The sequence below is a fragment of the Tolypothrix sp. PCC 7712 genome (assembly GCF_025860405.1).
Lineage (GTDB): Bacteria > Cyanobacteriota > Cyanobacteriia > Cyanobacteriales > Nostocaceae > Aulosira > Aulosira diplosiphon.
This window is the reverse complement of sequence record NZ_CP063785.1, coordinates 4125734-4147373: the sequence shown is the minus strand read 5'-3', so window position 1 is coordinate 4147373 and position 21640 is coordinate 4125734. Positions and strand designations below refer to the sequence as shown.

The window sequence follows — 21640 nt, the reverse complement described above, 5'->3', positions numbered from 1 at the left end:
TACCCATTACCCCTTACCCATTACCCCTTACCCATTACCCCTTACCCATTACCCCTTACCCATTACCCCTTACCCATTACCCCTTACCCCTTACCCATTACCCCTTACCCATTACCCATTACCCCTTACCCATTACCCCTTACCCCTTACCCATTACCCCTTACCCATTACCCATTACCAAACCCTAAATTCCCCAACGTAGGCTTGGGGTTTTAACTGGTGCATCCCAAAGCCGAATCATTTCATCATCTAGCTTCAATAGGGTAATTGAGCATCCTTGCATTTCTAAAGATGTAATATAAGGGCCAATTAAATTGCGTACAATTTGCAATCCTTGCTGTTCGCAGATTTGGGCTAGTTTGCGATAGACAAGATAAAGTTCCGAAAGGGGAGTACCACCCATGCTATTGACAAAAGCAAGTACGCGATCGCCTTTTTGCAATGGTGGATCTGTCAGTTCTACATCTACCCAATCCCCTTGCTCTGCATTCCACTCTCTAACTGTCCGGCTATAGCCTGTATCGTCAATAATTGCTCGTGCTAAACTCTCAGTAATTTCATCTACAGATTGTACAGCGATGCGTTCTCTACCTGGTTCGCCATGAATCCCAATGCCAATTTCTAATTCGCGATCGCTTAATGTAAATGTCGGCGAACCGTTAGCTGGTACTGTACAGGAAGTCAAGGCAATTCCCATACTCCGCCCATACAAATTTACTCGACGACATAAATCTGCTATTTGCTGCAAATCATATCCAGCCTCAGCTGCTGCACCACAAATTTTCTCCGCCAGTACTGTTGTACCGACACCCCGCCTGCCCTGAGTATAAAGGCTGTCTTTAACTGCGACATCATCATCAATCAAAATATTCAGCACTCGGATACCCTCACCTTGGGCTAATTCCGTTGCCATTTCAAAGTTCATTACATCGCCACTGTAGTTTTTGACGATATAAAGGATACCTGCCCCACTATTCACTTTCTGGGCTGCGGCTAACATTTGATCGGGGGTAGGTGAAGTAAAAACCTCTCCCGGACAAGCAGCATCAAGCATTCCCCTACCCACAAAACCAGCGTGCATTGGCTCATGTCCACTGCCACCACCAGAAATAATTGCTACTTTCCCCTGTACGGGCGCATCGGCTCGATAGACAAAGGTTGGTTCATAGCTCACCTGAATTAAATCAGCATGAGCCGCCGCCATACCTTCTAAGCTTTCCCGCACAAAGTCTTCTGGCTTGTTAATCAGCTTTTTCATGATCCATGCCTGCCTGAGAATTTGTTACATCCCAGGATTTATTTTACAGTTCCGTCAGGCGATCGCTTAGTTGCTGTTCTAATTGTGTAATGCGGGCTTGTAAAGGAGCAATCATCGCTTCGACTTCGTCCACCGAATAGCGGATAGGAATATGTTGGGGACAGTTTTCGCTAATTGCTTCTACATGAAACAGAATCGCTCTTTCTACTTCTGCTGGATATCCTGGCATTCTTAGCTGTTCAATTAAAGCTGGATCGTCTTCAACATATTTGCTTCTTCCCCAAATCTTGATGCGTTTGCGGTGACGATAATCCATTAAGAAGATGAAGGCTTTATCATTACCCGACAGGTTACCTACCGTAACGTACTGTACATTTCCAGTGAAGTCGGCAAAGCCCAGCGTCTTCTTATCCAACACCTTCAAAAAACCGGGCGGGCCGCCACGAAACTGAATATATGGATAACCGTTGGAACTGACTGTTCCTAAATAAAAGCCGTCGAGTTGAGCAATAAATTCCTCAATTTTTGGGGTAATGATATCATTAGCAGAACCATTGGCAATATAGCGTTCATAGGTCTGCCTCGACCCCCGTTGTTCTTGAGCTGCTAGTACTTCCGGTGTAAAAGCAATTTCTCCAAATTTGCGTGGCATAATACACTCCTAAACCGTAACAGGTTCTTCAATGCCAATCATTCCTACAAAACCAGGAAGATGTTTGATGCGATCAATCCAGCTAAGGATATTTGGGTAATTTTCTAAGTTAATCTTGCCATCAGGCGCAAGTGCAACATAAGGAAAGACTGCAACATCAGCGATTGTCGGATGTCCTAATTCCAACCATTCTCGATTTCCTAAGTGATTGTTGAGTTGCGTCAAAATGAACTCTGATTTTTGATTTGCCCTTTCAATATTGATGCTAGTGGTTTTGAATAAATGATACAAACGCGCTGATTCAGGGCCTTGGCGAATTTCTCCCGCAGTGGTTGATAACCAGCGTATCACCTGAGCTAGGAGTAAAGCTTCTAAGGGTAACCATCGATCGCCGCCATACTGCCGCGCTAGGTATACAAGAATGGCTTGGGCATCTGCCAACACTGTATTGCCATCGACTAACAAAGGCACCTGTCCAAAGGAATTTAGTTCTAAAAATTCCGGCTCTTTATGCGCTCCTGTCATCAAATCAACTTTAATCCACTCGTAATCTAAGCCCAACAGAGACAGCATTAATTTTGCTTTGTAGCTGTTACCAGATAGTTCGTGACCATAAAGCTTAATCATGAGTTAGTCCCAATCTTTTTGTACCGTCCGTTCGGTCTAGAATTACTGTACCGTTCGTTCGGTATAATGTCAACAGATAATTGCTCACCCTATAAAAATGCCTAAAGAGACTTATATTCCCTGTCTGTTGCAGCTATTTCGGCAGTATGGTTATGATGGCGCAACCCTAGCCAAGATTTCGGAAGCCACTGGACTAGGAAAAGCTAGCCTTTACCACCACTTCCCCGGCGGTAAAGATGAGATGGTGGAGGCGGTACTAGATTATCTAGAACGATGGTTAGTAGAAAATATCCTGCCATCTCTTCAGAGTGAAGGAGATGCTGTGACAAAATTGCAGCGAATGTGCGATCGCCTCAACGAACTTTATGAGGGAGGAAAGCAGCCATGTGTGTTCGCCATCTTGTTGCTAGGTTCAGCAAGAGATGTATTTCACCGTAAAGTACAAGAATTATTTCAGGGCTGGATTGATGCGATCGCCAGTGTGTTGATTGAAGCGGGTATGGATAAAGAACTAGCTAAACAACGAGCTGAAGATGCTGCGATCGCTATTCAAGGTTCGCTAATTTTATCCCAGGGCTTAGAAGATTCGGCTCCCTTTCAGCGTGTAATTCAGCAACTCCCAAAAGAACTCTGTAGGGTTGTACCAATTTAATTAGGGAAGCACAATTAAAGTAAACGTTTTTCAGGGGGAAAGGGGAAGGGGGAAAGGGTAAAAGGGAAAACTTTTACTCTTTCCCCTTCTTCTATTCAGATGTTCAAGCTAGTCATAATGAATGAAAATTCACCACTATGTATGAAAGCTGAAATGGGATTTTTCCCCCGCCCTCTTGTACAGACGCGATTAATCGCGTCTGTACAACTCAGCACTCTCAAAGTAGACGAGGTAAACAAATTAAAGATTATTAACTATTCGCTGTTGATATTCTTGTTCTGTAATCATGTCCTGAGTACTTTCTAAGCGATCAACAAAGACAATTCCGTCGAGGTGATCGTATTCATGCTGAAAAATTCGCGCCACAAAATCCGTGAGTTCTTGCTGTTGCAATTCACCATAGCGGTCAGTATATTCTACTTGAATTGTTTGATATCTGGGAACTAAACCTCTAATACCAGGAACGCTTAAACAACCTTCCCAACCTTTAACTACTTCTGTAGAATGACCAATAATTCTGGGATTGATCATTGCTGTAGGTGCCATCTCTGGAGCGTTGGGATATCTGGGATTAGGGCGAGAAGCCACAATAAATAAACGATAAGACTCTGCAATTTGCGGTGCGGCAATTCCCACACCGTTAGATTGGGCAACAGTTACTAGTAAATTTTCAATTAGGTTCTGTACAACCTCATCTTGAATATTATCAATTAAGCTAGCCGTTTGGCGTAGTATGGGATTACCTAATTGAATAATTGGCATTAATTCAGCCATCGAATAAACTCCTTAATAAATAATCACTTATTTAAACATCAAATATATGGGATTGAAAACTTTGATATTTATCTCTACCATTTAAACAAATATAATTGATAAGATATATATTATTGCAAGTTTATTGACTCATTATAGCAGTCAAATTTAATTGAAAAACCCACATATTAAAGTGGGGATTACCCAGCCTCTAGCATTCCGATTTCATTTGTAAAAACTAAAGCAGATTTGTATATTCTTCTTGCCTGTTACCCTTGCTTCCCCTAATTGTCCTGCTGGCTATAGTGATTGATTATTTTTTAATTTGGCAGTCCATTAACGAGCATTACCCAACCTATAATGGTTGGTTCATACAAGCTGACAAAGCATTTTGCATAAGCAGACACATTAGGCGTGATTAGTAATTTAATTTGAAACTTTGAGATACAATCAACTTTCACGGCGGATGGGTAAAGGCGCGGGTTTGACTGCTACTTGAGTAACTTTCCCATCTCGTTCTACTTGCATTTGTAAAGGATTACCGATTTTGCTATTTTCTACGAGCTTTTGCACGTCTTCTATTTTATTGACAGGCTGACTATCAATACTCCGAATCACATCACCAGTTCTTAATCCAGCAACGGCGGCGGGAGAACGGGGCACAATATTAACTAATAAAACGCCTTTATCAGCAGTGAGATTAATGCGATCGCCTAATTCATTATTAATTCTGTCGCGAATTTCTGGTGTTAGCGTCACCATTTGCACACCCAAATAAGGATGCTCGACTTTTCCAGTCGCAATTAACTCTTGGGCAATTCTTTGTGCAGTATTGATAGGAATGGCAAATCCCAAACCTTGAGCACCACGAATAATTGCTGTGTTCATCCCAATTACTTGACCGCGTACATTCAGCAACGGGCCGCCAGAGTTACCAGGATTAATTGCTGCATCAGTTTGAATATAATCAACACGCTTATCACTAGCACCAATATCACTGCTAGAGCGACCAGTAGCACTAATAATTCCAGATGTGACTGTATTATTTAATCCTAAAGGATTACCAATAGCGATTACAGCCTCCCCTGGTTGCAAAGCATCGGAGTTACCTAAAGCTAGAGTTGGCAGGTTATTCGCCTCAATTTTGATCACAGCTACATCAGTTACCGGATCTTCTCCCAGTACTTTACCGTTAAAAGTCCGCCCATCTTTGAGAATGACACTTACACTATCAGCGCCGTCTACTACGTGGGAATTGGTCAAAATTTGCCCAGAAGAATTAATAATAAATCCGGAACCACTACCACGTTCTATTCTTTGTCGCGGCTGAGATGGTATCTCGCCAAAAAACCGCCGAAAAAATGGATCGTCAAATTCATCTGGTGTCTGAGAGGTAACAGTTCGAGAAGAATCAATCCGAACTACAGCCGAGCCAACTTTTTGTACTACTCCCACCACAAAGTTAGGATCGTTAGAAGATGAAAAAATTGCCGGTGGCGCAATTGTGGGATCAGGGTTAGTTGGATTTTGAGGTGCTACTTGTGACTGAGCATCAGTTCCTTGTTTTTCAACGGTCTTGCTAGGTAGAAGAGAGCAACCTCCCAGAAATACCACTAAACTGACTTTTAAGAGCATTGACATCATATTATTTCTTTCCTGCTTTTGGGGTAAACCTTTGGTATCAATAATTTGGGCTGCACAGCAACTTTTGTTGATCTTCATGTGTCTTTGCTTCTCCGTGTTAGTCAGTGGGTGGTAGGATCTTGCCTACTGGGTATGCCCCAAAATGATTACAACTTAAAAGCTGGTTCCAGGTCTAGAGCATCTGAATGCTAAATTGGTGCTGGCTTGTCAGTCGTTGGGCAAAATGAAATTTATCGAGAGAGGGAACAAGGAACAGGGAGCAGTCAACAGGGAACAAAAAACAATGTGTGTAATTAATTCTGTTTAGATACTTATCTTATATTGTGACGATTAGCAGCCAAGGTGGTAGATCATGGAAATTCCTCTAGACAATTTGTGGAGTCAGGTATTAGAGCGCTTACAGCTTGAATTATCCCGTCCTACCTTTGAAACTTGGATTAAAACTGCTAGTGCGGAGCGATTAGAAAATAATTGTTTAGTAGTCTGCACACCTAATCCTTTTGCACGTAATTGGTTACAGAAATATTACATAAATACCATCGCTCATGTTGTGCAAGATATTCTCGGATATCCTGTAGAAATTTACATTACCGTTGCTCAAGGTAATGAAATGTCTCCTTTGCAGGAACGGGAAGCACCTTGGGAATTACCACCACCATCTAATATTCCCGAAAGTATTCCCAAACCTCAGCAAAAAACCCATGAATTAAATACTAAGTATGTCTTTTCACGCTTTGTAGTTGGCGCTAACAATCGTATGGCTCATGCCGCATCATTGGCGGTTGCAGAATCTCCGGGGAGGGAGTTTAATCCTTTATTTTTATGTGGTGGCGTTGGTTTAGGTAAAACCCACCTCATGCAAGCTATTGGCCATTATCGCTGGGAAATTTGTTCTGATTCTAAAATATTTTATGTCTCAACTGAGCAGTTTACTAATGATTTAATTACAGCCATCCGTAAGGATAGTATGCAAAGTTTTCGAGAGCATTATCGGGCGGCTGATATTTTATTAGTGGATGATATTCAGTTCCTGGAAGGCAAAGAGTACACTCAAGAAGAATTTTTTCATACTTTTAATACTTTACATGAGGCGGGTAAGCAAGTTGTCATCGCCTCCGATCGCCCTCCTAACCAAATTCCTCGGCTTCAGGAAAGACTTTGTTCTCGGTTTTCTATGGGCTTGATTGCTGACATCCAACCACCAAATTTAGAAACCAGGATGGCAATTCTCCAAAAAAAGGCTGAATACGAAAATATTCGGCTTACTACAGATGTAATCGAATATATTGCTTCTAATTACACTTCTAATATTCGCGAATTGGAAGGGGCTTTAATTCGGGCGCTGGCTTATATCTCGATTTGGGGTTTACCCATGACAGTAGAAAGTATTGCCCCAGTTTTAGAAACTCCTAGTGAAAAAGTAGCCGCTACCCCAGAGGTAATTTTAAAGGTAGTGGCTGAGAATTTTGATATTGCAGTAGAAGACTTAAAAAGCAACTCCCGGCGCAGAGAAATTAGCTGGGCGCGTCAAATAGGTATGTATCTAATGCGGCAACATACAGATCTGAGTTTGCCGAGAATTGGTGAAGAATTTGGTGGTAAAGATCATACAACGGTGATTTACAGTTGTGATAAAATCGCCCAGCTGCGAGAAAGCGATCGCACTTTAGTAAATACCCTCCGTCAACTGAGCGATCGCATTAATATAAATAGCCGCTCTTAAAATTTAACGAGCAAGTTTACTGGCAGTTTTCCACAGGCATGACTATCTATATTTGACTTTGACAGTCGAGTAATTCATCTTGAATATTAAGTTAAGTATAAAAATATATTAAATTTTTATTAGATTGTGGAAAAAAACTTATTATTTAAGGAAAATTTTGGGAAAAACTTGATATTTTGGAGTGAAAACTTCAATTAAGTATATATACCTTGTGGAAAAGTTGAGGGGTTTTTCCACAAGTTTTCCACAGGTAGTAAGTGATGAAATTCCCTTCAACATAAATTAGAAAGAAGTTATCCACAATTTCCACAGCTAATGTCTTGAAACCAGGGAAGAGGAAAAAACAAAGATATATTTTCATACCATTGCTGTAGAGAATGTCAGTATGTTTTACTCAACAATCAGAATCAGGTAATACTTGGAAACGGTTTTTATATTGATAAAAATCGCTAATCAAAAATTACGTTATCAGAAACAACTTACTACGTAGATGAAAATTTGATTAGTTACCAAAAAATTTAGCAAGCTACGGATATCAATACTTGTCGGTTAAAGGGAAAAGGGCAGGAAAAACCTTTAACCCTTACCCTTTCTCCTTTTCCCCAAACCAAATTCCAACTTGAAAATCCTTAACAGAGCAGTATTGCTACTGAAACTGCGATCGCCTACATTATTTTGTCGTGATAGTTTAAAAACACACTTTAAGAGCTTGCAATCTTTGTAAATTCCCCCAGCCCCCTGCTTCTTGCGCCTCAGCCCCCTGTCTCTTCTTCTTCAGTCTTTAACCGAACAAGTGTTAGTTGCGCTTGGGGGTAGGCTGTTTGCTAAATTAAATACAGCACTAAGGCTTTCTTAGTGCATAAATTCGTGCCAGTGAGTTATTAGCTAATAACTATTGTTGAACATCAAGCAAAATCACATCTACTATCCGCATCTAAACCAGATTCTCCCGACATCCTTATGTTGGCGGTGAATAACCTTGTAATGTTATAACGTCATCAGTTCTAGATGCAAAATGGGGAACACTGAATTTAGTGAGTTAATTACTTATGCTGGACGAGAGTTAGACTTGGTCTCTATCACTCTTTCCACATCTACGATTAGGGGCTTCTCAGGTTTTCCCTCGCTAATTGCGTCAACCCCGTCAGACACAATCGATAAGCAATGCTAACGCCAGCACTGCTGAACATTTTTAAGCAGGTGGGTCAATAGTAATGAATGAAGCTGAAACCTCAAATAATGGGGCTTTTATTGAATCCTTAAATTCTGCTAATTCGCCACAAACGGAGGAGGCGAGTTGTCCTTTCTATGCTGTTGTGCCTAGTGAGAATATAAAACAACAGCCGCTACTTCTCCAGCCAGCAAAAGACGAGCAGCCTGAGACTCAAGCCCCAGATTTACCAGTAGATGCAACCAAGCAAGACTGGGTTGCCGAACCAGATATTCAACAACAACTTTTGGTAAACGCAGAATTCCAGAAATTGCTGGCATTGAATCAAGAATTGCGTTCCGCTAATGATGATTTGTATGAGCAGGTAGAACACCTGAAAGATGAATTAACTGATGCTCAAAAGGCTATACAGTGGCAGAAAAAACGCTTTGGTGTCACTGAGTCCATGCTCAACCAACAAACTCAGGAACTCAATGCCGCTCAAGAACAAATAAAATCTTTATTCGAGGAATTAGAAACAGCTGTTCAAGGTGTTCAGCGTCAAGAAATTTTCATCGAAACTTATAAAGCGCAGTTACAGATTAGTCAACAACGTTTAGCGCAGTTAGAACGTGAATGTTCGCTTTTGCAAACTAACTATAGCGAACAGTCTCAGCAGTTATTGCAATCAGAAAACACTTGCCGAGAGTTGCGGACTCGGCTAATGCGGCAACAACGCCAAACCCTACAATTTAAAGCAGCTCTAGAAAAATGTTTAGAGCCGCCTGTGACTGGTGATGAGTCCTCCGAAGATACTACAAATCGTCCCCGTAATACTAATAGACAGTCAAGGTTTACGAAAAAAGCCCGGTCTTTATTTCCCAATGCCCAGCCAATTAAGCCCTGGTCAGCAGAATCGGAATCTTTAGATGATTCTTCTCAAGAATCTTCAGCAGCTTCACATCCCACAGATGAACCAAGCGTAACTCCATCTTCGCCTTGGGATTGGTCAAACAGAGAAAACACTTCAACTACAGCTAAATCAGAGGCTGCTTCAGAATCAACGCCCTTTGTCAGTTCATCGCCTAGCACTGAAAATTCTTCGACTCCACCACAACCAATCTCACCTCTCGGTTCATCAAGCATTGATGAGTTAGATAGTCTCATCCAAATGTTTTTTGCGGCTCAACCTACATCAACACCGCCAAATTCTACTGTTGAAATCACTGTAGAGAGTCAGCCAGCTAAGGATGTAACTATTTGGGAAACCGTAGCTAAAACAGTTACAGATGAAGAAGAAACAAATGCTGTAGGCGAAAGCAAACCAACTCCAAAAACTTCTAAGAATACAGAAGGAAATAACATCTCTTCATCAGCGAAAAAGGCTGCAAAATCCAATACTCAACCTGTTGCTAACACAACAGTGGCACCAGAAAATGATGACTATTGGGCAGAAATTCCCCAAATAAATCAAGTAGATGTCCCCAATGCCAATCAAAATGCATCAGGCGACGCTGCTAACGACAATCCATCACCCTCACCAGTGGTTTATCCCCAACGTCCACCCAAAGGACGTAAATCTTTGGCATCTGTAGAGTTACCGAATTTTCGGCAGAAGCGGCAATAATTAAAGTCAAAAGTCAAAAGTCAAAAGTCAAAAGTTGGAGAGACGCGATTAACCCTGTTTTGTCACTCTGGCAGTAGTATAATAAGGTAAAAATGCTAGAACCAAGACACAGAGCATGGTACAGCCCCGTCCAGCCGCACCAACAGTCAAATTTGTGGACGAATATTGCCAGTGGTATAAAAGTCTGTTTCCAGATGTTAGGAGTTTCGAGGCTTTTAAATATCTCCATGTAGGCTGCATTTCTGATCTAAAACGTAAAACATTGCCAGAAATAGCAAAAATCGTAGGATTAGATAACCAGCAAGGGTTGCATCATTTTCTAACTACATCACCTTGGGATATAGAAAAGTTAAGAACCTTAAGGTTAGAGTTAATTTTACAAGTGCTAAAAGGTAGACCAATCATTTTAATTATTGATGAGACAGGGGATAAAAAGAAAGGGAGCAAGACAGATTATGTGAAACGGCAGTATATAGGAAATTTGGGAAAAACAGATAATGGAATTGTGGCAGTGACAGTATATGGTGTTTTCTGTGGGATGACATTTCCATTACTGTTTGAAGTGTATAAACCCAGGGAAAGATTACAGGCAGGAGATAAGTACCGCACTAAACCAGAAATAGCAGCAATACTGATAAAAAAGCTACAATCAATGGGTTTTAAATTCAACTTAGTACTTGCAGATAGCTTATATGGAGAGAGTGGTAAGAATTTCATATCTGTATTAGATGAACTAAACTTGAACTATATAGTAGCGATTCGGTCAAATCATTATGTAGAAATACTTCCACGACAACATATTCAATATTTAAAGTGGCAGAAGTTTCAAAGGGTATTCTCTGACTTGAGTCGGGAAAATCGATTTATTAGAGAAATTATTCCGGGAAAACGTGGAGAACTTAGATATTGGCAAATTACTACAGATCCAGAAAATTTGCCTGATAACACTACTTGGTATGTGATGAGTAAATATCCAGACATTACGCCAAGAGAAGTTGGAAATTTTTACGGTTTAAGAACTTGGGTCGAGTACGGGTTAAAACAAAGTAAGAATGAATTAGGTTGGTCAGATTTTCGCCTGACTCACTACCCAGATATTGAGCGATGGTGGGAAATTATTTGCAGTGCTTATTTAATGGTTAGTCTGCATTCGGAGCAACTGTTTCAGTCTCCATCACAACGAGAGTCAAAATTTGTTTCACATCCTTGGTGGGATAATGGAAATGGCTGGAAGAACATTCTTAACAATCTTCGTTTGATTATTCAACCTTTTACTTTATTTAATCTGATATATCCCTGGTTAACGGTTTTTCCTATTCCTCAATTAGCTTTGGGTTTTTTTAAACTTCAATCTATTATTTATAGCCTCACCAGTTCAATTTTTATATCCCTGATTCACCCTGATTTCTACTTTTCCTCTGCCTAGAGTGACAAAAGAGGGTTAATCGCATCTGGAGTCAAAAGGGGCCAGTGCGTTGGGTGGGTTCCCCGACTTGTACCGCTAACGCGGAACCCGCAGGGTAGCAACTGGCTTTCAAGGGTCAAGGGTCAAAGGTAAATTATATATTTTATGCCCCATGCCCCATGCCCCATGCCCCAATCTAATTGAGAATTTGTGCTTCTGAATTTTGAATTGAGTCTTCTTGTTGAACTTTCGCCACTTGATTTGGCGATCGCGGTTTGCCTGTGATGATAGCGTAGTTAATAGCTAGTAGTCGCAGCCACAACGCCGGATAGCGGGGTTCTAGCCAAGGGCCTATTTTATTGAGGAAGCTGGCAAACCAACCATTCAATAAAGCACTAACTAGGGCATAACTACCAAAGTTAAAATAATTGCCCAGCCATCGCAGCAAATCTCTTGGCCCTGCTAGTTCCCAAATCCACAATAGCAGGGCTGGATTTTTGCGGGCTGCTTTGATGGCAAGGCGGTTAAAGGTGAACCAATCACATCGGTCTTTAATGAAATTATCCGCAACATCTAGGGGTTCATCTGCCAACAGCCCAAAGAAGGTATTCAGCATAGAGTTAATTCTTTGGGGTGGTAAGAATTTACCAGTTGGTACCATCATGCCCTTAGAAAATAGCCAAGTTACCGAAACGTTACTTTGGTAGGCGCGGATTCGGTTTAAATGGCGGAAACTTAGCAGATTATGCTTGAGGGCGATATCTAAAAGTTTTGTGAGACGTTCTAAGTTACGTACTAAAGAACCAAAGCCAGTAAATACAAGAGGCGACTGGAGTGATGCAGCATCACCGATCGCAATTAATCTATCAAAGGCAACTGTGCGATCGCTACTTCCCACACTAAAATGCCCTGGTATATAGCCAAAGGTGGGTTTTTTCCACACCAGTTTGTCTACATCACAACGCCGATATTCCGGCAGAATCGCGAAAAAGTCCTCGTACATTTCTAATAAGGAACCGGGATTTTTGGGGTTGACTTCGTGGTAATGAAACAAATAAATTGTCAATTCTTCCCCAATTCCCGGAAATAATTCCCAAATTAATTGTCTACCGCGAGATATATCTCCGTGGCTGTAGAGAACATCTCCGTACTGCGAATCCCAAACTTGTGGCTCAAATCCCTTATCAATTACTGCCCCCACCGTAGGGCAAACACTGTCAAAAGCCCGACCGCCATTTAATTGCCAAGCAATAGGGGAAGCTGTACCCATCGCATCCACTAGCAACCGTCCAGTTACTTGCTGTTCGGCTTGACTAGGTAAATGCTTGACATTAAGCAGAACTTGTGTTTTATAAATATCAGCACGTAAAAATTCTGTTTCATCCCAGATTTCACCGCCTGCGGCACGGAGCTTTTGACCGCACATTTGCAGCCATTTATCAGAGTCCAGGGCAATATTTAGCACGGTGGGAGTATGCAAAACAGGCGATCGCAATTTTGGGGGATTGTTGCCATCAAAAAATTTATTGAACCCGTCTTTATACTCACGAGCAATGACGGTTTCTAGCTCGGTATGAGTTACCAAACCTAAATTAATCAAGCTTTGCAATTCATCACGCGAAATATTCCATTCTCGATTCATCCGCCCAAAGGGCATTCGCTCTATCAGTAAAACTTTATATCCCAATTTCGCCATCACTGCCGCATGGATAGCACCTAATGCGCCACCGATGTAGATGATGTCGTAGGTAGGGGATGAGGGAGATGAGGGAGATGAGGGGGATGAGGGAGATGTTTTTCCCAATCCCTGATTCCCAGTCCCCAGTCCCCCTTGATGCGAAAACACCACCTGTCGCGGTTGCTGGGGATTCCTTACCCCTTCGCGCCATCTTTGTTCCCACCAGTAAGCGCGTGTGAGGTCATATTCCCCATTGGGCATTTTCTGAAAATACTTGACGGTGAGGGGGTAATCAGGTTGTAATGCGTCAAATATAGATTGTTGGGATAAATCAATGACTGGGGGTTCTGGGTAATTATGAGGAAAGCGGCTTCTGATGTCAGTAATCAGGCGGTGTAGAATTTGCCTTTCTTGAGGAAAAGGTCGATCTGCCCAACGGAAAACTTTTAGATATGTAGTTCGCTGTACCGACCAAACAAATATAGAAAGTTCCGTTGGCAAATTTTCGGAAATCGGTGCTGTAGCCGTTGTAGTGTCAGCAGATACTCTCAGACGCAACCCATCTGGAGTATTTATTTTTTCACCATTGTCAGGTCGAAAATCTGCTTGCAGCCAACTGCGTACAGAGGCCGTATCTGGTGTCGGAACTTCTAAATAAAGGATTTCTTTCATTTTTTTTCTGACATCTCCGCTAAATCTACTCACTAAGACAGATTTCAAGAAGGCATGAAATACGATAAACTCCGCCCTATCGGTTGCTTAAAGATTTGATGAAGAGATTTTAATAATTTGTCAAACATCTAGTTCAATCTAAATTTCTGTAAACCCACGCCATGAATTATCCCATCCCAGACAGCCCCCAAGACATTGTTGCCCTGCAACAAATACCTGTTGATGAAGAATTGGTTGCATCTGCGATCGCTGGAGTTATTAAAATTGTGCGGGCGCAGGGGCAATCTTTGGAAGAGTTAACTGCCCAAGTTTTAGCTGACGATCAAATGCTTGATAAACAGCAACGGCGCTGGTTGAGCAAGTTAGTTGCTCAAGCTTGGGAAAGTTTCTCGTAGTGGAAGCTGATAGATGTTTGCCCAGATTGCCAATCGCATTTTTTGGTGTGGGAAGTAAATTGATGTGCAGTGAGAGATTGGCAATTAGGCTGGGCATTATTTCAAGGGTCAAGGGTCAAGGGTCAAGGGTCAAGGGTCAAGGGTCAAGGGTCAAGGGTCAAAATGTTGTAGGACGTTCTACTTTGGACTGTTGACTACCATCGCAAAAAATCATAGATGTGCTGTGAATGCACAATTCACGATTCCGCAATTTTTGTATTTTCGATTTTGGGCTTTTGGATAGCAGGAAACTGAACTTCGGCTTGAGAGTGGAGTAATAAACCATACTCTAATCCTTCGACCACAGCTTGATAGGAAGCTTCTAAAATATTTGGCGAAACCCCTACTGTTGTCCAGCGTTGATGACCGTTACCTGATTCTACTAATGCCCGTGTTTTTGCTGCTGTACCTGTGTGTCCATTGAGAATACGGACTTTGTAATCTGTCAACTCAAAAGCAGCGATTTGGGGATAAAAGTTTAACAGCGCTTTGCGTAAAGCCGCATCTAAAGCTGCTACCGGGCCATTACCTTCAGCGGCCTCTAAAATATTTTTACCATTAACAGCTACTTTGATTGTCGCTAGGGCGCTGCTGCTGGCCTTACCTTCAATTAAGTCACAGTGGACTTGAAAACCCTTAACTTCAAAAAACTGGGGACGATTACCTAAAGCTTCGTGCATCAACAGGGCGAAACTCGCCTCTGCAGCTTCAAATTGATAGCCTTCACTCTCCAAATCCTTCATTTTTTGGAGAATTTGCCGTGCTTCTGGTTGTTGGGGATCTAATTCAATGCCAAAAGTTCTGGCTTTGGCTAACACATTACTCAGTCCAGATTGTTCGGAAATGACAATGCGGCGACGGTTCCCTACTTGTTCTGGCTGAATGTGTTCGTAAGTTAGGGGATTGCGTTCCACTGCGGATACATGAATACCGCCTTTGTGAGCAAATGCTGACCGACCGACAAACGGCGCGTGTTCATCAGGAGCCAGATTTACCACCTCGCTGACAAAGCGACTGGCTTCTGTAAGTTGTGTTAGCTCGTCTTCACCGATACAGCTATAACCTAACTTCAACTGTAAATTGGGAATTAAAGAACAAAGATTTGCATTACCACAACGTTCACCATAACCATTGATTGTACCTTGTACCATTGTCGCCCCAGCCATGATAGCAGCTAAAGCATTAGCCACAGCCATATCAGAATCATTATGAGTGTGAATGCCAATTTGGGGGATTGTCCTTTGTCCTTTGTCATTTGTCATTGGTTGTTGACTAAGGACAAATGACAAATGACTATTGACTGCTTGGACAATTTGACTAACTTCATGGGGTAAAGCCCCGCCATTGGTATCGCAGAGGACTAGCCATTCTGCACCAGATGCGATCGCAGTCTCTAATGTCTGTAAGGCATAATCAGGGTTGTGCTTGTAGCCATCAAACCAATGTTCGGCATCATAGATCACGCGTCGCCCTTGGCTGCGAAGGTACTCAATCGTATCGCGGATCATCGCCAAATTTTCTTCTAAACTGGTTTTCAGCCCGGCTGTGACATGTAAATCCCAAGACTTACCAAAAATTGTCACCCAGCGAGTACCAGCCGCCAGAATCGCTTGTAGCATCGGTTCAGAAGCAGCAGTGGTGTTGGGGCGGCGTGTGGAACAAAATGCCACAATTTCTGATTGTTTGAGCGGATCTTCTTGAAGTTGCCAGAAGAATTGTACATCCTTAGGATTGGCACCAGGCCAACCACCTTCAATAAAGGGAATCCCCAATTGATCTAATCTTTTGGCGATGCGTAACTTGTCTTCTATAGACACAGACAGCCCTTCACGCTGAGTACCATCCCGTAGCGTCGTGTCATAAAGCCAAATTTGGGGTGAGGGATTTTTGGTCATAAAACTGGAACATTTGAGACAACTTTTAAAGCGATGTGCCAATATACAACAAAAAGCCAGTTTGGTAATTCAACAATGCCCAAACTAATAACTCAAAATCAAAGTTATGAGTGTATGCGATCGCCAAACCAGGTGATTTGGCCCCAAGGTTTACTGGCAGGCCTTGGTAAAATAGTGTCCATTGCCGAACCAAATAACGACAAACTTTGCTGCAATATGGTATTGACCTCTACAATGGCGGTGTTTAGCGAATCAGCTCTCACCGAATTGTGGCAGATGTAGTAGCTGTAAAGTTAAGGTAGAAGGCGAAGTATCAGCAGCGAATCGGCGCGATTAAACGCAGTGTTCGCTTCCTCCCCATTCTCCTACAACACACCTGCGTTTCGCCTGACATACTGACTGAGGTTTTATGGCAATCAATCACAGAGAAACAAAATTTGATAGATTTTGGTAATTTCTCAAATCTCGTGGACAACAAAAGGTTAACAAGGAGCAAAACAAGATGGGTAGATGGACACCGTTAATTCTGATGGCTGGAGGCTTGGCGATATTGTTGGGTACATTGCTAGGCATCAACTTTCCGATGGGCGGACAAAGCGCTAGCGTTCCACCAGGTGGTAAAACCTCAAAAGTCCTTCCAGCTAATATTAATGTTAATAGCACAGCTGCGGGCAGAAATAACGGTTCAACTACAGAAAGCCAACGCAGCGTTGCCCAAAATAATAACTCGACTGAGGAATCAAACTCAGAGACAGAAAGTTCTTCAGACACAAATACTACAGAAGCGCAATCAACAGACACCCAATCGACAGACAGCCAATCTACCAGTGAAAATGAAAACTCCCAACCTATTCGGGCATTGTGGTAGAGGTTGCTAGTTATTGGTTGCGAGTTATAAGTTATAAGTGATGAGTTATTAGTTATGAGTTATTAGTTATGTACTAATAATAAATGGCTAATAATGTATGACTAATGACTAATGACTAGTGACATTTTAATTATTGGCGGTGGCGTTATTGGCTTGGCGATCGCCGTGGAACTGAAACTGCGCGGGGCAAATGTCACCGTGCTTTGCCGTGATTTTAACGCCGCCGCTAGCCATGCGGCGGCTGGGATGTTAGCACCAGATGCGGAAAACATCTCAGATCCAGCCATGTATGATTTATGCTGGCGATCGCGGGCTTTATATTCAGACTGGACGCGTAAACTTGAAGAATTAACTGGCTTATCCACACTTTATTGGCCTTGTGGAATTTTAGCACCCGTTTATGAAGAGAGCGGGGCAGGCATTAAATCAACTGTAGCTTCGGCGCGGGAATCACCTGCTTACTGGTTGGATAAAACTGCAATTGGGCAGTATCAGCCCGGATTGTCATCAGAAGTAGTCGGTGGTTGGTGGTATCCTGAGGATGCTCAAGTTGACAATCGCGCCTTAGCAAGGGTTTTGTGGGCTGCAGCTGAATCTTTAGGCGTGGAACTCAAAGATGGGGTCACCGTTGAAGGATTGTTACAGCAGCAAGGCAAAGTCTTAGGCGTGCAAACTAGCGCTGGAGTCATGCGCGCTACCCATTATGTATTAGCTACAGGTGCTTGGGCAAATGAATTATTGCCGCTACCTGTACGCCCAGTTAAAGGGCAAATGGCCAGAGTGCGGGTGCCGGATACTGTGCCAGAATTACCTTTAAAACGGATTTTATTTGGTGAAAATACTTACATAGTTCCGAGAAGGAACCGCACAATTATTATTGGCGCGACTAGCGAAGATGTAGGTTTTACTCCCCATAACACCCCCGCAGGGATTCAAAAATTACTCCAACAAGCTACTCGCCTGTATCCGCAATTACAGGATTATCCCATCGAAGAAATTTGGTGGGGATTTCGCCCCGCTACTCCAGATGAATTACCCGTTTTGGGAACTAGCCCCTGTAAAAATTTAACCTTGGCGATTGGTCATTATCGCAATGGCATTTTGCTAGCACCAATCACCGCAGCTTTAATTGCCGATTTGATCTCAGAACAAAAATCCGATTCTTTACTATCTCATTTTAACTATTCGCGTTTTCTCACTCAAACATCTACCTCCACATCCATGCTCACTCACTCGGCTAATTTCTCCAATGGGCATCATGCCATTGTTGCTTTAGATAACTCAGCATTAACTAATCTAGACTCACCACTGAAGATTGCTGGTAAAACCTTCAAATCTCGCCTCATGACTGGTACAGGGAAGTACCGCAGCATTGAAGAAATGCAGCAAAGTATCGCTGCTAGTGAATGCCAAATTGTGACTGTCGCTGTGCGGCGCGTACAAACCAAAGCACCAGGACATGAAGGTTTAGCCGAAGCACTCGATTGGCAAAAAATTTGGATGTTACCCAATACCGCAGGTTGTCAAACCGCAGAAGAGGCGATTCGGGTGGCGCGTTTAGGGCGCGAAATGGCGAAACTATTAGGACAGGAAGATAATAATTTCGTCAAACTAGAAGTGATCCCCGATCCGAAATATTTGCTTCCCGATCCTATCGGCACATTGCAAGCTGCAGAACAATTAGTTAAAGAAGGCTTTGCTGTACTACCTTACATCAACGCTGACCCGATGTTAGCCAAGCGCTTAGAAGAAGTCGGTTGTGCTACAGTCATGCCTTTAGCATCACCCATTGGTTCGGGACAAGGATTGAAAACAACCGCCAATATTCAAATCATCATTGAAAACGCTCGCATACCTGTAGTAGTAGATGCTGGTATAGGGGCACCCTCAGAAGCAGCACAGGCAATGGAATTAGGTGCAGATGCCTTATTAATTAATAGCGCGATCGCACTTGCGAAAAATCCAGCTGCAATGGCTAAGGCAATGAATCTCGCCGCAGTCGCCGGTCGTCTTGCCTATCTAGCTGGTAGAATGCCCATCAAAGATTACGCCAGCGCTAGTTCACCACTCACGGGGACGATTAGTTAGGGATTGGGGGCATGGGGCATGGGGCATTGGGGACTGGGGACTGGGGACTGGGGACTGGGGACTGGGGACTGGGGACTGGGGACAAGGGGGACAGTAAATTCCAATTACCCATTACCCATTACCAATTACCGATTACCAATTACCAAACACCAAACACCAAATGCCAAATGGCGTAATATAAAGTTTATGTAACAATTAAACAAACGCTAAGAACAAGGAATTAGTTCATGCCCTATACAACTGAAGAAGGCGGTCTTCTTAATAATTTTGCTCGTGAACCAAAGGTTTATGCAGCAGAACCTCCCAATGCAGGGCAAAAGCGAAACTACCTTTTTCTAGGTATCGCTGCTGTTTTATTGGTCGGTGGCTTAATTTTTGTCGCCTTCTCTGTTTCGTAGCTCCATTTGAACGCAAAGAATTTTAATAAAAGTTAATTTTTTGTTGTATCAGGTTACCTATTCACTAGGAACCTGATTTTGTCTTTGTTCCATTGATAAAAATCAATAGTTTTTTACCGACGAATACTGTACTTGCGCTGCAAAAAACGTTTATGCCTCTGAGTTTCAATGTATTCTCGCTTCATCTGTTGGATATCATTACCCTCAGCAAACAAACTATCTAGACCGATAACTTCCTCTTGTGGTAAAACTCGCAGAGATTTGAAAACCTTAAAATCCGAGTTAGAAGTATCAGAAATCTTATATATGAAATAACTGATACCAATCCAGGCGATCGCGCTAAATACAACGGTAAAAGCACCCACGAGTAAAATACCAATTAATTGAGCAAATAACAGATTTATCCCACCACCAAACAATAAACCGCCTTGATCAAGACGAAAATACTCTTTAGACCAAAGGTACTTGTCTGGGTTTCGACTAAACAAACCGACCGCCAGTGTTCCCCAGACTCCACAAAACAGATGAACAGGAACAGCACCTACGGGATCATCAATCTGGAACTTGTCTAATAAAATTGTTGCATAAACAACTAGTGCCCCACCCACAAAACCGATCACAGCGGCGCTGGTGATGTTCACGAAAGCACAAGCAGCAGTAATACTCACACAACCAGCCAAGATACCATTCACCATGAATGAAATACTAGGTTTTTCGTAAACTTGCCAAGCGCAAAAAGTAGCACCAATTCCACCAGTTGCACCTGCCATGAGTGTTACCAAAAGAATATGAGCTATGGCTTCGGAATTGGCTGTTAGGGTTGAACCTGCGTTAAAACCATACCAACCCAGCCACAAAATAAAACAACCCAGAGTAGCAATACTCAGGTTATGTGCAGGCATGGAAATAATTTTTTTGCCATAAAAGCTTGTATCTTTTTTAGAGCGCTTTTCATTTGGTTTCAACTTCCGATATTTCCCCAAACGTGGCTTTAATAATACAGATCCCATCAAGGCGCTCCAACCACCAACTGAGTGAACAACTGTTGAGCCTGCAAAATCCCTAAACCCTAAGTTGTCAAGAAAACCTCCTCCCCAAATCCAGTGACCGGTGATGGCATAACTCAACACCAAGAAAAAACTAAAAGCCATAAATGCAGCGAACTTAATTCTTTCAGCAACAGCGCCAGAAACAATAGTTGCAGCAGTACCAGCAAAAGTTAACTGAAAGAAAAATTTAGCAGGAAGCGGGATATTTGCCCATTGTAATGACTTGAAGCCTGAACCCTCTAAAAAAAAACCACTAGTGCCGATAAAATCACTCCCATCACCAAACATAAAAGCGAAACCTAAAATCCAAAAGGCTAAGGTCGCAATGCCAAACACGATCAGGTTTTTGGCTAAGACTGTGATGGCATTGGCACTACGGCAAAAGCCAGACTCTAACATAGCAAAGCCTGCATTCATAAAGAACACTAAGCACCCCGTAAATAATACCCACTGAGTATTTTCAGATACTGTCGGACTAGCTGGTGTAGAAGTTTGAGCAGTAGTAGCATTAGAAATGCACATTAAAATGATGAGAGTTAATACAGGTACGTAAGCATACTTTAAAAGCCGACTTTTTTTTTGTATTGCGTTCTGGCTTTCTGGCTGAGGCATAGATACACAGAGTATTTTAATGAGGAAACTGCACGGGTTTATGTATAACTTATTTATACTAGTATTAGAGAGATTTTAAAAGTAAAACATTTAACAATGTTTTCCCAGTTTTGAGTGATGATTGAGCAATAATATATAATCAAAAATACATAGTAGTAAATATTTTGACGTGCTTATTTTTTTGTAGATGTATTTTAAACTACATTGAATCTCGCACTATTAGCGGACTGATAAAACTTCACAAAATCACTACTAGCTTGCTGTACCCGTGGGAAATCAATCTTATTAGTCAGTAGCTGCATTCTGTTGCAATTCGGCTATTAACCCGGGTAGAAATTCTCTGAAATTCTGGACATCTTCAGTCTTGAGTAGGAGATTTTTCAGTGAATCACTAGAAAAATAAAAAAGCTAAGTAAGTCAGCAAGAAAAAATTAAACTATGTAACCAAAAGTAAA

At 42.2% G+C, this 21640-nt stretch carries 18 protein-coding genes; 10 read left to right on the top strand and 8 right to left on the bottom strand.

What is annotated here, in order from left to right; genetic code table 11:
- Positions 1-184: 184 nt before the first annotated feature.
- The 3 genes from dhaK to HGR01_RS17270 are packed head-to-tail and all read right to left on the bottom strand — an operon-like array spanning position 185 to position 2537.
- Positions 185-1258: a dihydroxyacetone kinase subunit DhaK gene (gene dhaK, locus HGR01_RS17280; RefSeq protein WP_045869774.1), complete on the bottom strand. Its 1074-nt coding sequence runs from the start codon at positions 1256-1258 to the stop codon at positions 185-187.
- Positions 1259-1301: 43 nt separating this feature from the next.
- The gene (locus tag HGR01_RS17275) at positions 1302-1910 is read right to left on the bottom strand and encodes a pyridoxamine 5'-phosphate oxidase family protein (RefSeq protein ID WP_045869775.1); all 609 of its coding nucleotides are present in this window, start codon (positions 1908-1910) and stop codon (positions 1302-1304) included.
- A gap of 9 nt (positions 1911-1919) precedes the next feature.
- Entirely contained in the window at positions 1920-2537 is a 618-nt protein-coding gene (locus HGR01_RS17270) for a glutathione S-transferase family protein (RefSeq protein ID WP_045869776.1), read from the bottom strand.
- Positions 2538-2634: 97 nt separating this feature from the next.
- Between HGR01_RS17270 and HGR01_RS17265 the strand changes: the two genes are divergently transcribed.
- Positions 2635-3189 (top strand): TetR/AcrR family transcriptional regulator, encoded by a 555-nt coding sequence (locus HGR01_RS17265; protein WP_045869777.1) that lies wholly within the window; start codon positions 2635-2637, stop codon positions 3187-3189.
- A gap of 240 nt (positions 3190-3429) precedes the next feature.
- On the opposite strand, the gene def is transcribed toward HGR01_RS17265, so the two are convergent.
- Positions 3430-3963, bottom strand: a complete 534-nt coding sequence (gene def, locus HGR01_RS17260) for a peptide deformylase (protein WP_045869778.1) — start codon at positions 3961-3963, stop codon at positions 3430-3432.
- 429 nt (positions 3964-4392) lie between these two features.
- Positions 4393-5664 carry an HhoA/HhoB/HtrA family serine endopeptidase gene (locus tag HGR01_RS17255; protein WP_063749822.1) on the bottom strand — a complete coding sequence of 424 codons (1272 nt, stop codon included), beginning with the start codon at positions 5662-5664 and terminating at the stop codon, positions 4393-4395.
- A 274-nt stretch (positions 5665-5938) separates the two neighbouring features.
- Here HGR01_RS17255 and dnaA point away from each other — a divergent pair, with 274 nt between their 5' ends.
- From dnaA to HGR01_RS17240, 3 genes are all read left to right on the top strand, one after another.
- Complete coding sequence (gene dnaA, locus HGR01_RS17250; RefSeq protein ID WP_045869779.1) at positions 5939-7309, top strand: chromosomal replication initiator protein DnaA; 1371 nt, start codon at positions 5939-5941, stop codon at positions 7307-7309.
- 1214 nt (positions 7310-8523) lie between these two features.
- Positions 8524-10086, top strand: coding sequence for a hypothetical protein (locus HGR01_RS17245; protein WP_194007862.1), 1563 nt, complete (start codon positions 8524-8526; stop codon positions 10084-10086).
- Positions 10087-10201: 115 nt separating this feature from the next.
- Positions 10202-11512 (top strand): IS701 family transposase, encoded by a 1311-nt coding sequence (locus tag HGR01_RS17240; protein ID WP_096621593.1) that lies wholly within the window; start codon positions 10202-10204, stop codon positions 11510-11512.
- Between the two features lie 175 nt (positions 11513-11687).
- On the opposite strand, the gene HGR01_RS17235 is transcribed toward HGR01_RS17240, so the two are convergent.
- Entirely contained in the window at positions 11688-13841 is a 2154-nt protein-coding gene (locus HGR01_RS17235; RefSeq protein WP_045869780.1) for an NAD(P)/FAD-dependent oxidoreductase, read from the bottom strand.
- A gap of 161 nt (positions 13842-14002) precedes the next feature.
- Here HGR01_RS17235 and HGR01_RS17230 point away from each other — a divergent pair, with 161 nt between their 5' ends.
- Positions 14003-14236, top strand: coding sequence for a hypothetical protein (locus HGR01_RS17230; protein WP_045869781.1), 234 nt, complete (start codon positions 14003-14005; stop codon positions 14234-14236).
- Between the two features lie 236 nt (positions 14237-14472).
- Here HGR01_RS17230 and cimA read toward each other — a convergent pair whose 3' ends face one another.
- A complete protein-coding gene (cimA, locus tag HGR01_RS17225; RefSeq protein WP_045869782.1) occupies positions 14473-16170 on the bottom strand; it encodes a citramalate synthase in 1698 nt (565 codons plus the stop codon).
- Positions 16171-16245: 75 nt separating this feature from the next.
- Here cimA and HGR01_RS17220 point away from each other — a divergent pair, with 75 nt between their 5' ends.
- From HGR01_RS17220 to psb34, 5 genes are all read left to right on the top strand, one after another.
- Positions 16246-16452 carry a hypothetical protein gene (locus HGR01_RS17220; protein WP_096621615.1) on the top strand — a complete coding sequence of 69 codons (207 nt, stop codon included), beginning with the start codon at positions 16246-16248 and terminating at the stop codon, positions 16450-16452.
- Positions 16453-16672: 220 nt separating this feature from the next.
- Positions 16673-17038 (top strand): hypothetical protein, encoded by a 366-nt coding sequence (locus HGR01_RS17215; protein ID WP_045869784.1) that lies wholly within the window; start codon positions 16673-16675, stop codon positions 17036-17038.
- 111 nt (positions 17039-17149) lie between these two features.
- A complete protein-coding gene (thiO, locus tag HGR01_RS41810; RefSeq protein ID WP_045869785.1) occupies positions 17150-19126 on the top strand; it encodes a glycine oxidase ThiO in 1977 nt (658 codons plus the stop codon).
- A gap of 11 nt (positions 19127-19137) precedes the next feature.
- Positions 19138-19302 (top strand): alpha/beta hydrolase, encoded by a 165-nt coding sequence (locus HGR01_RS17200; protein ID WP_155539154.1) that lies wholly within the window; start codon positions 19138-19140, stop codon positions 19300-19302.
- 51 nt (positions 19303-19353) lie between these two features.
- Positions 19354-19524 carry a photosystem II assembly protein Psb34 gene (gene psb34, locus HGR01_RS17195; RefSeq protein ID WP_155539156.1) on the top strand — a complete coding sequence of 57 codons (171 nt, stop codon included), beginning with the start codon at positions 19354-19356 and terminating at the stop codon, positions 19522-19524.
- Positions 19525-19637: 113 nt separating this feature from the next.
- Here psb34 and HGR01_RS17190 read toward each other — a convergent pair whose 3' ends face one another.
- Entirely contained in the window at positions 19638-21185 is a 1548-nt protein-coding gene (locus tag HGR01_RS17190) for an ammonium transporter (RefSeq protein ID WP_052335147.1), read from the bottom strand.
- Between the last annotated feature and the right edge of the window lie 455 nt (positions 21186-21640).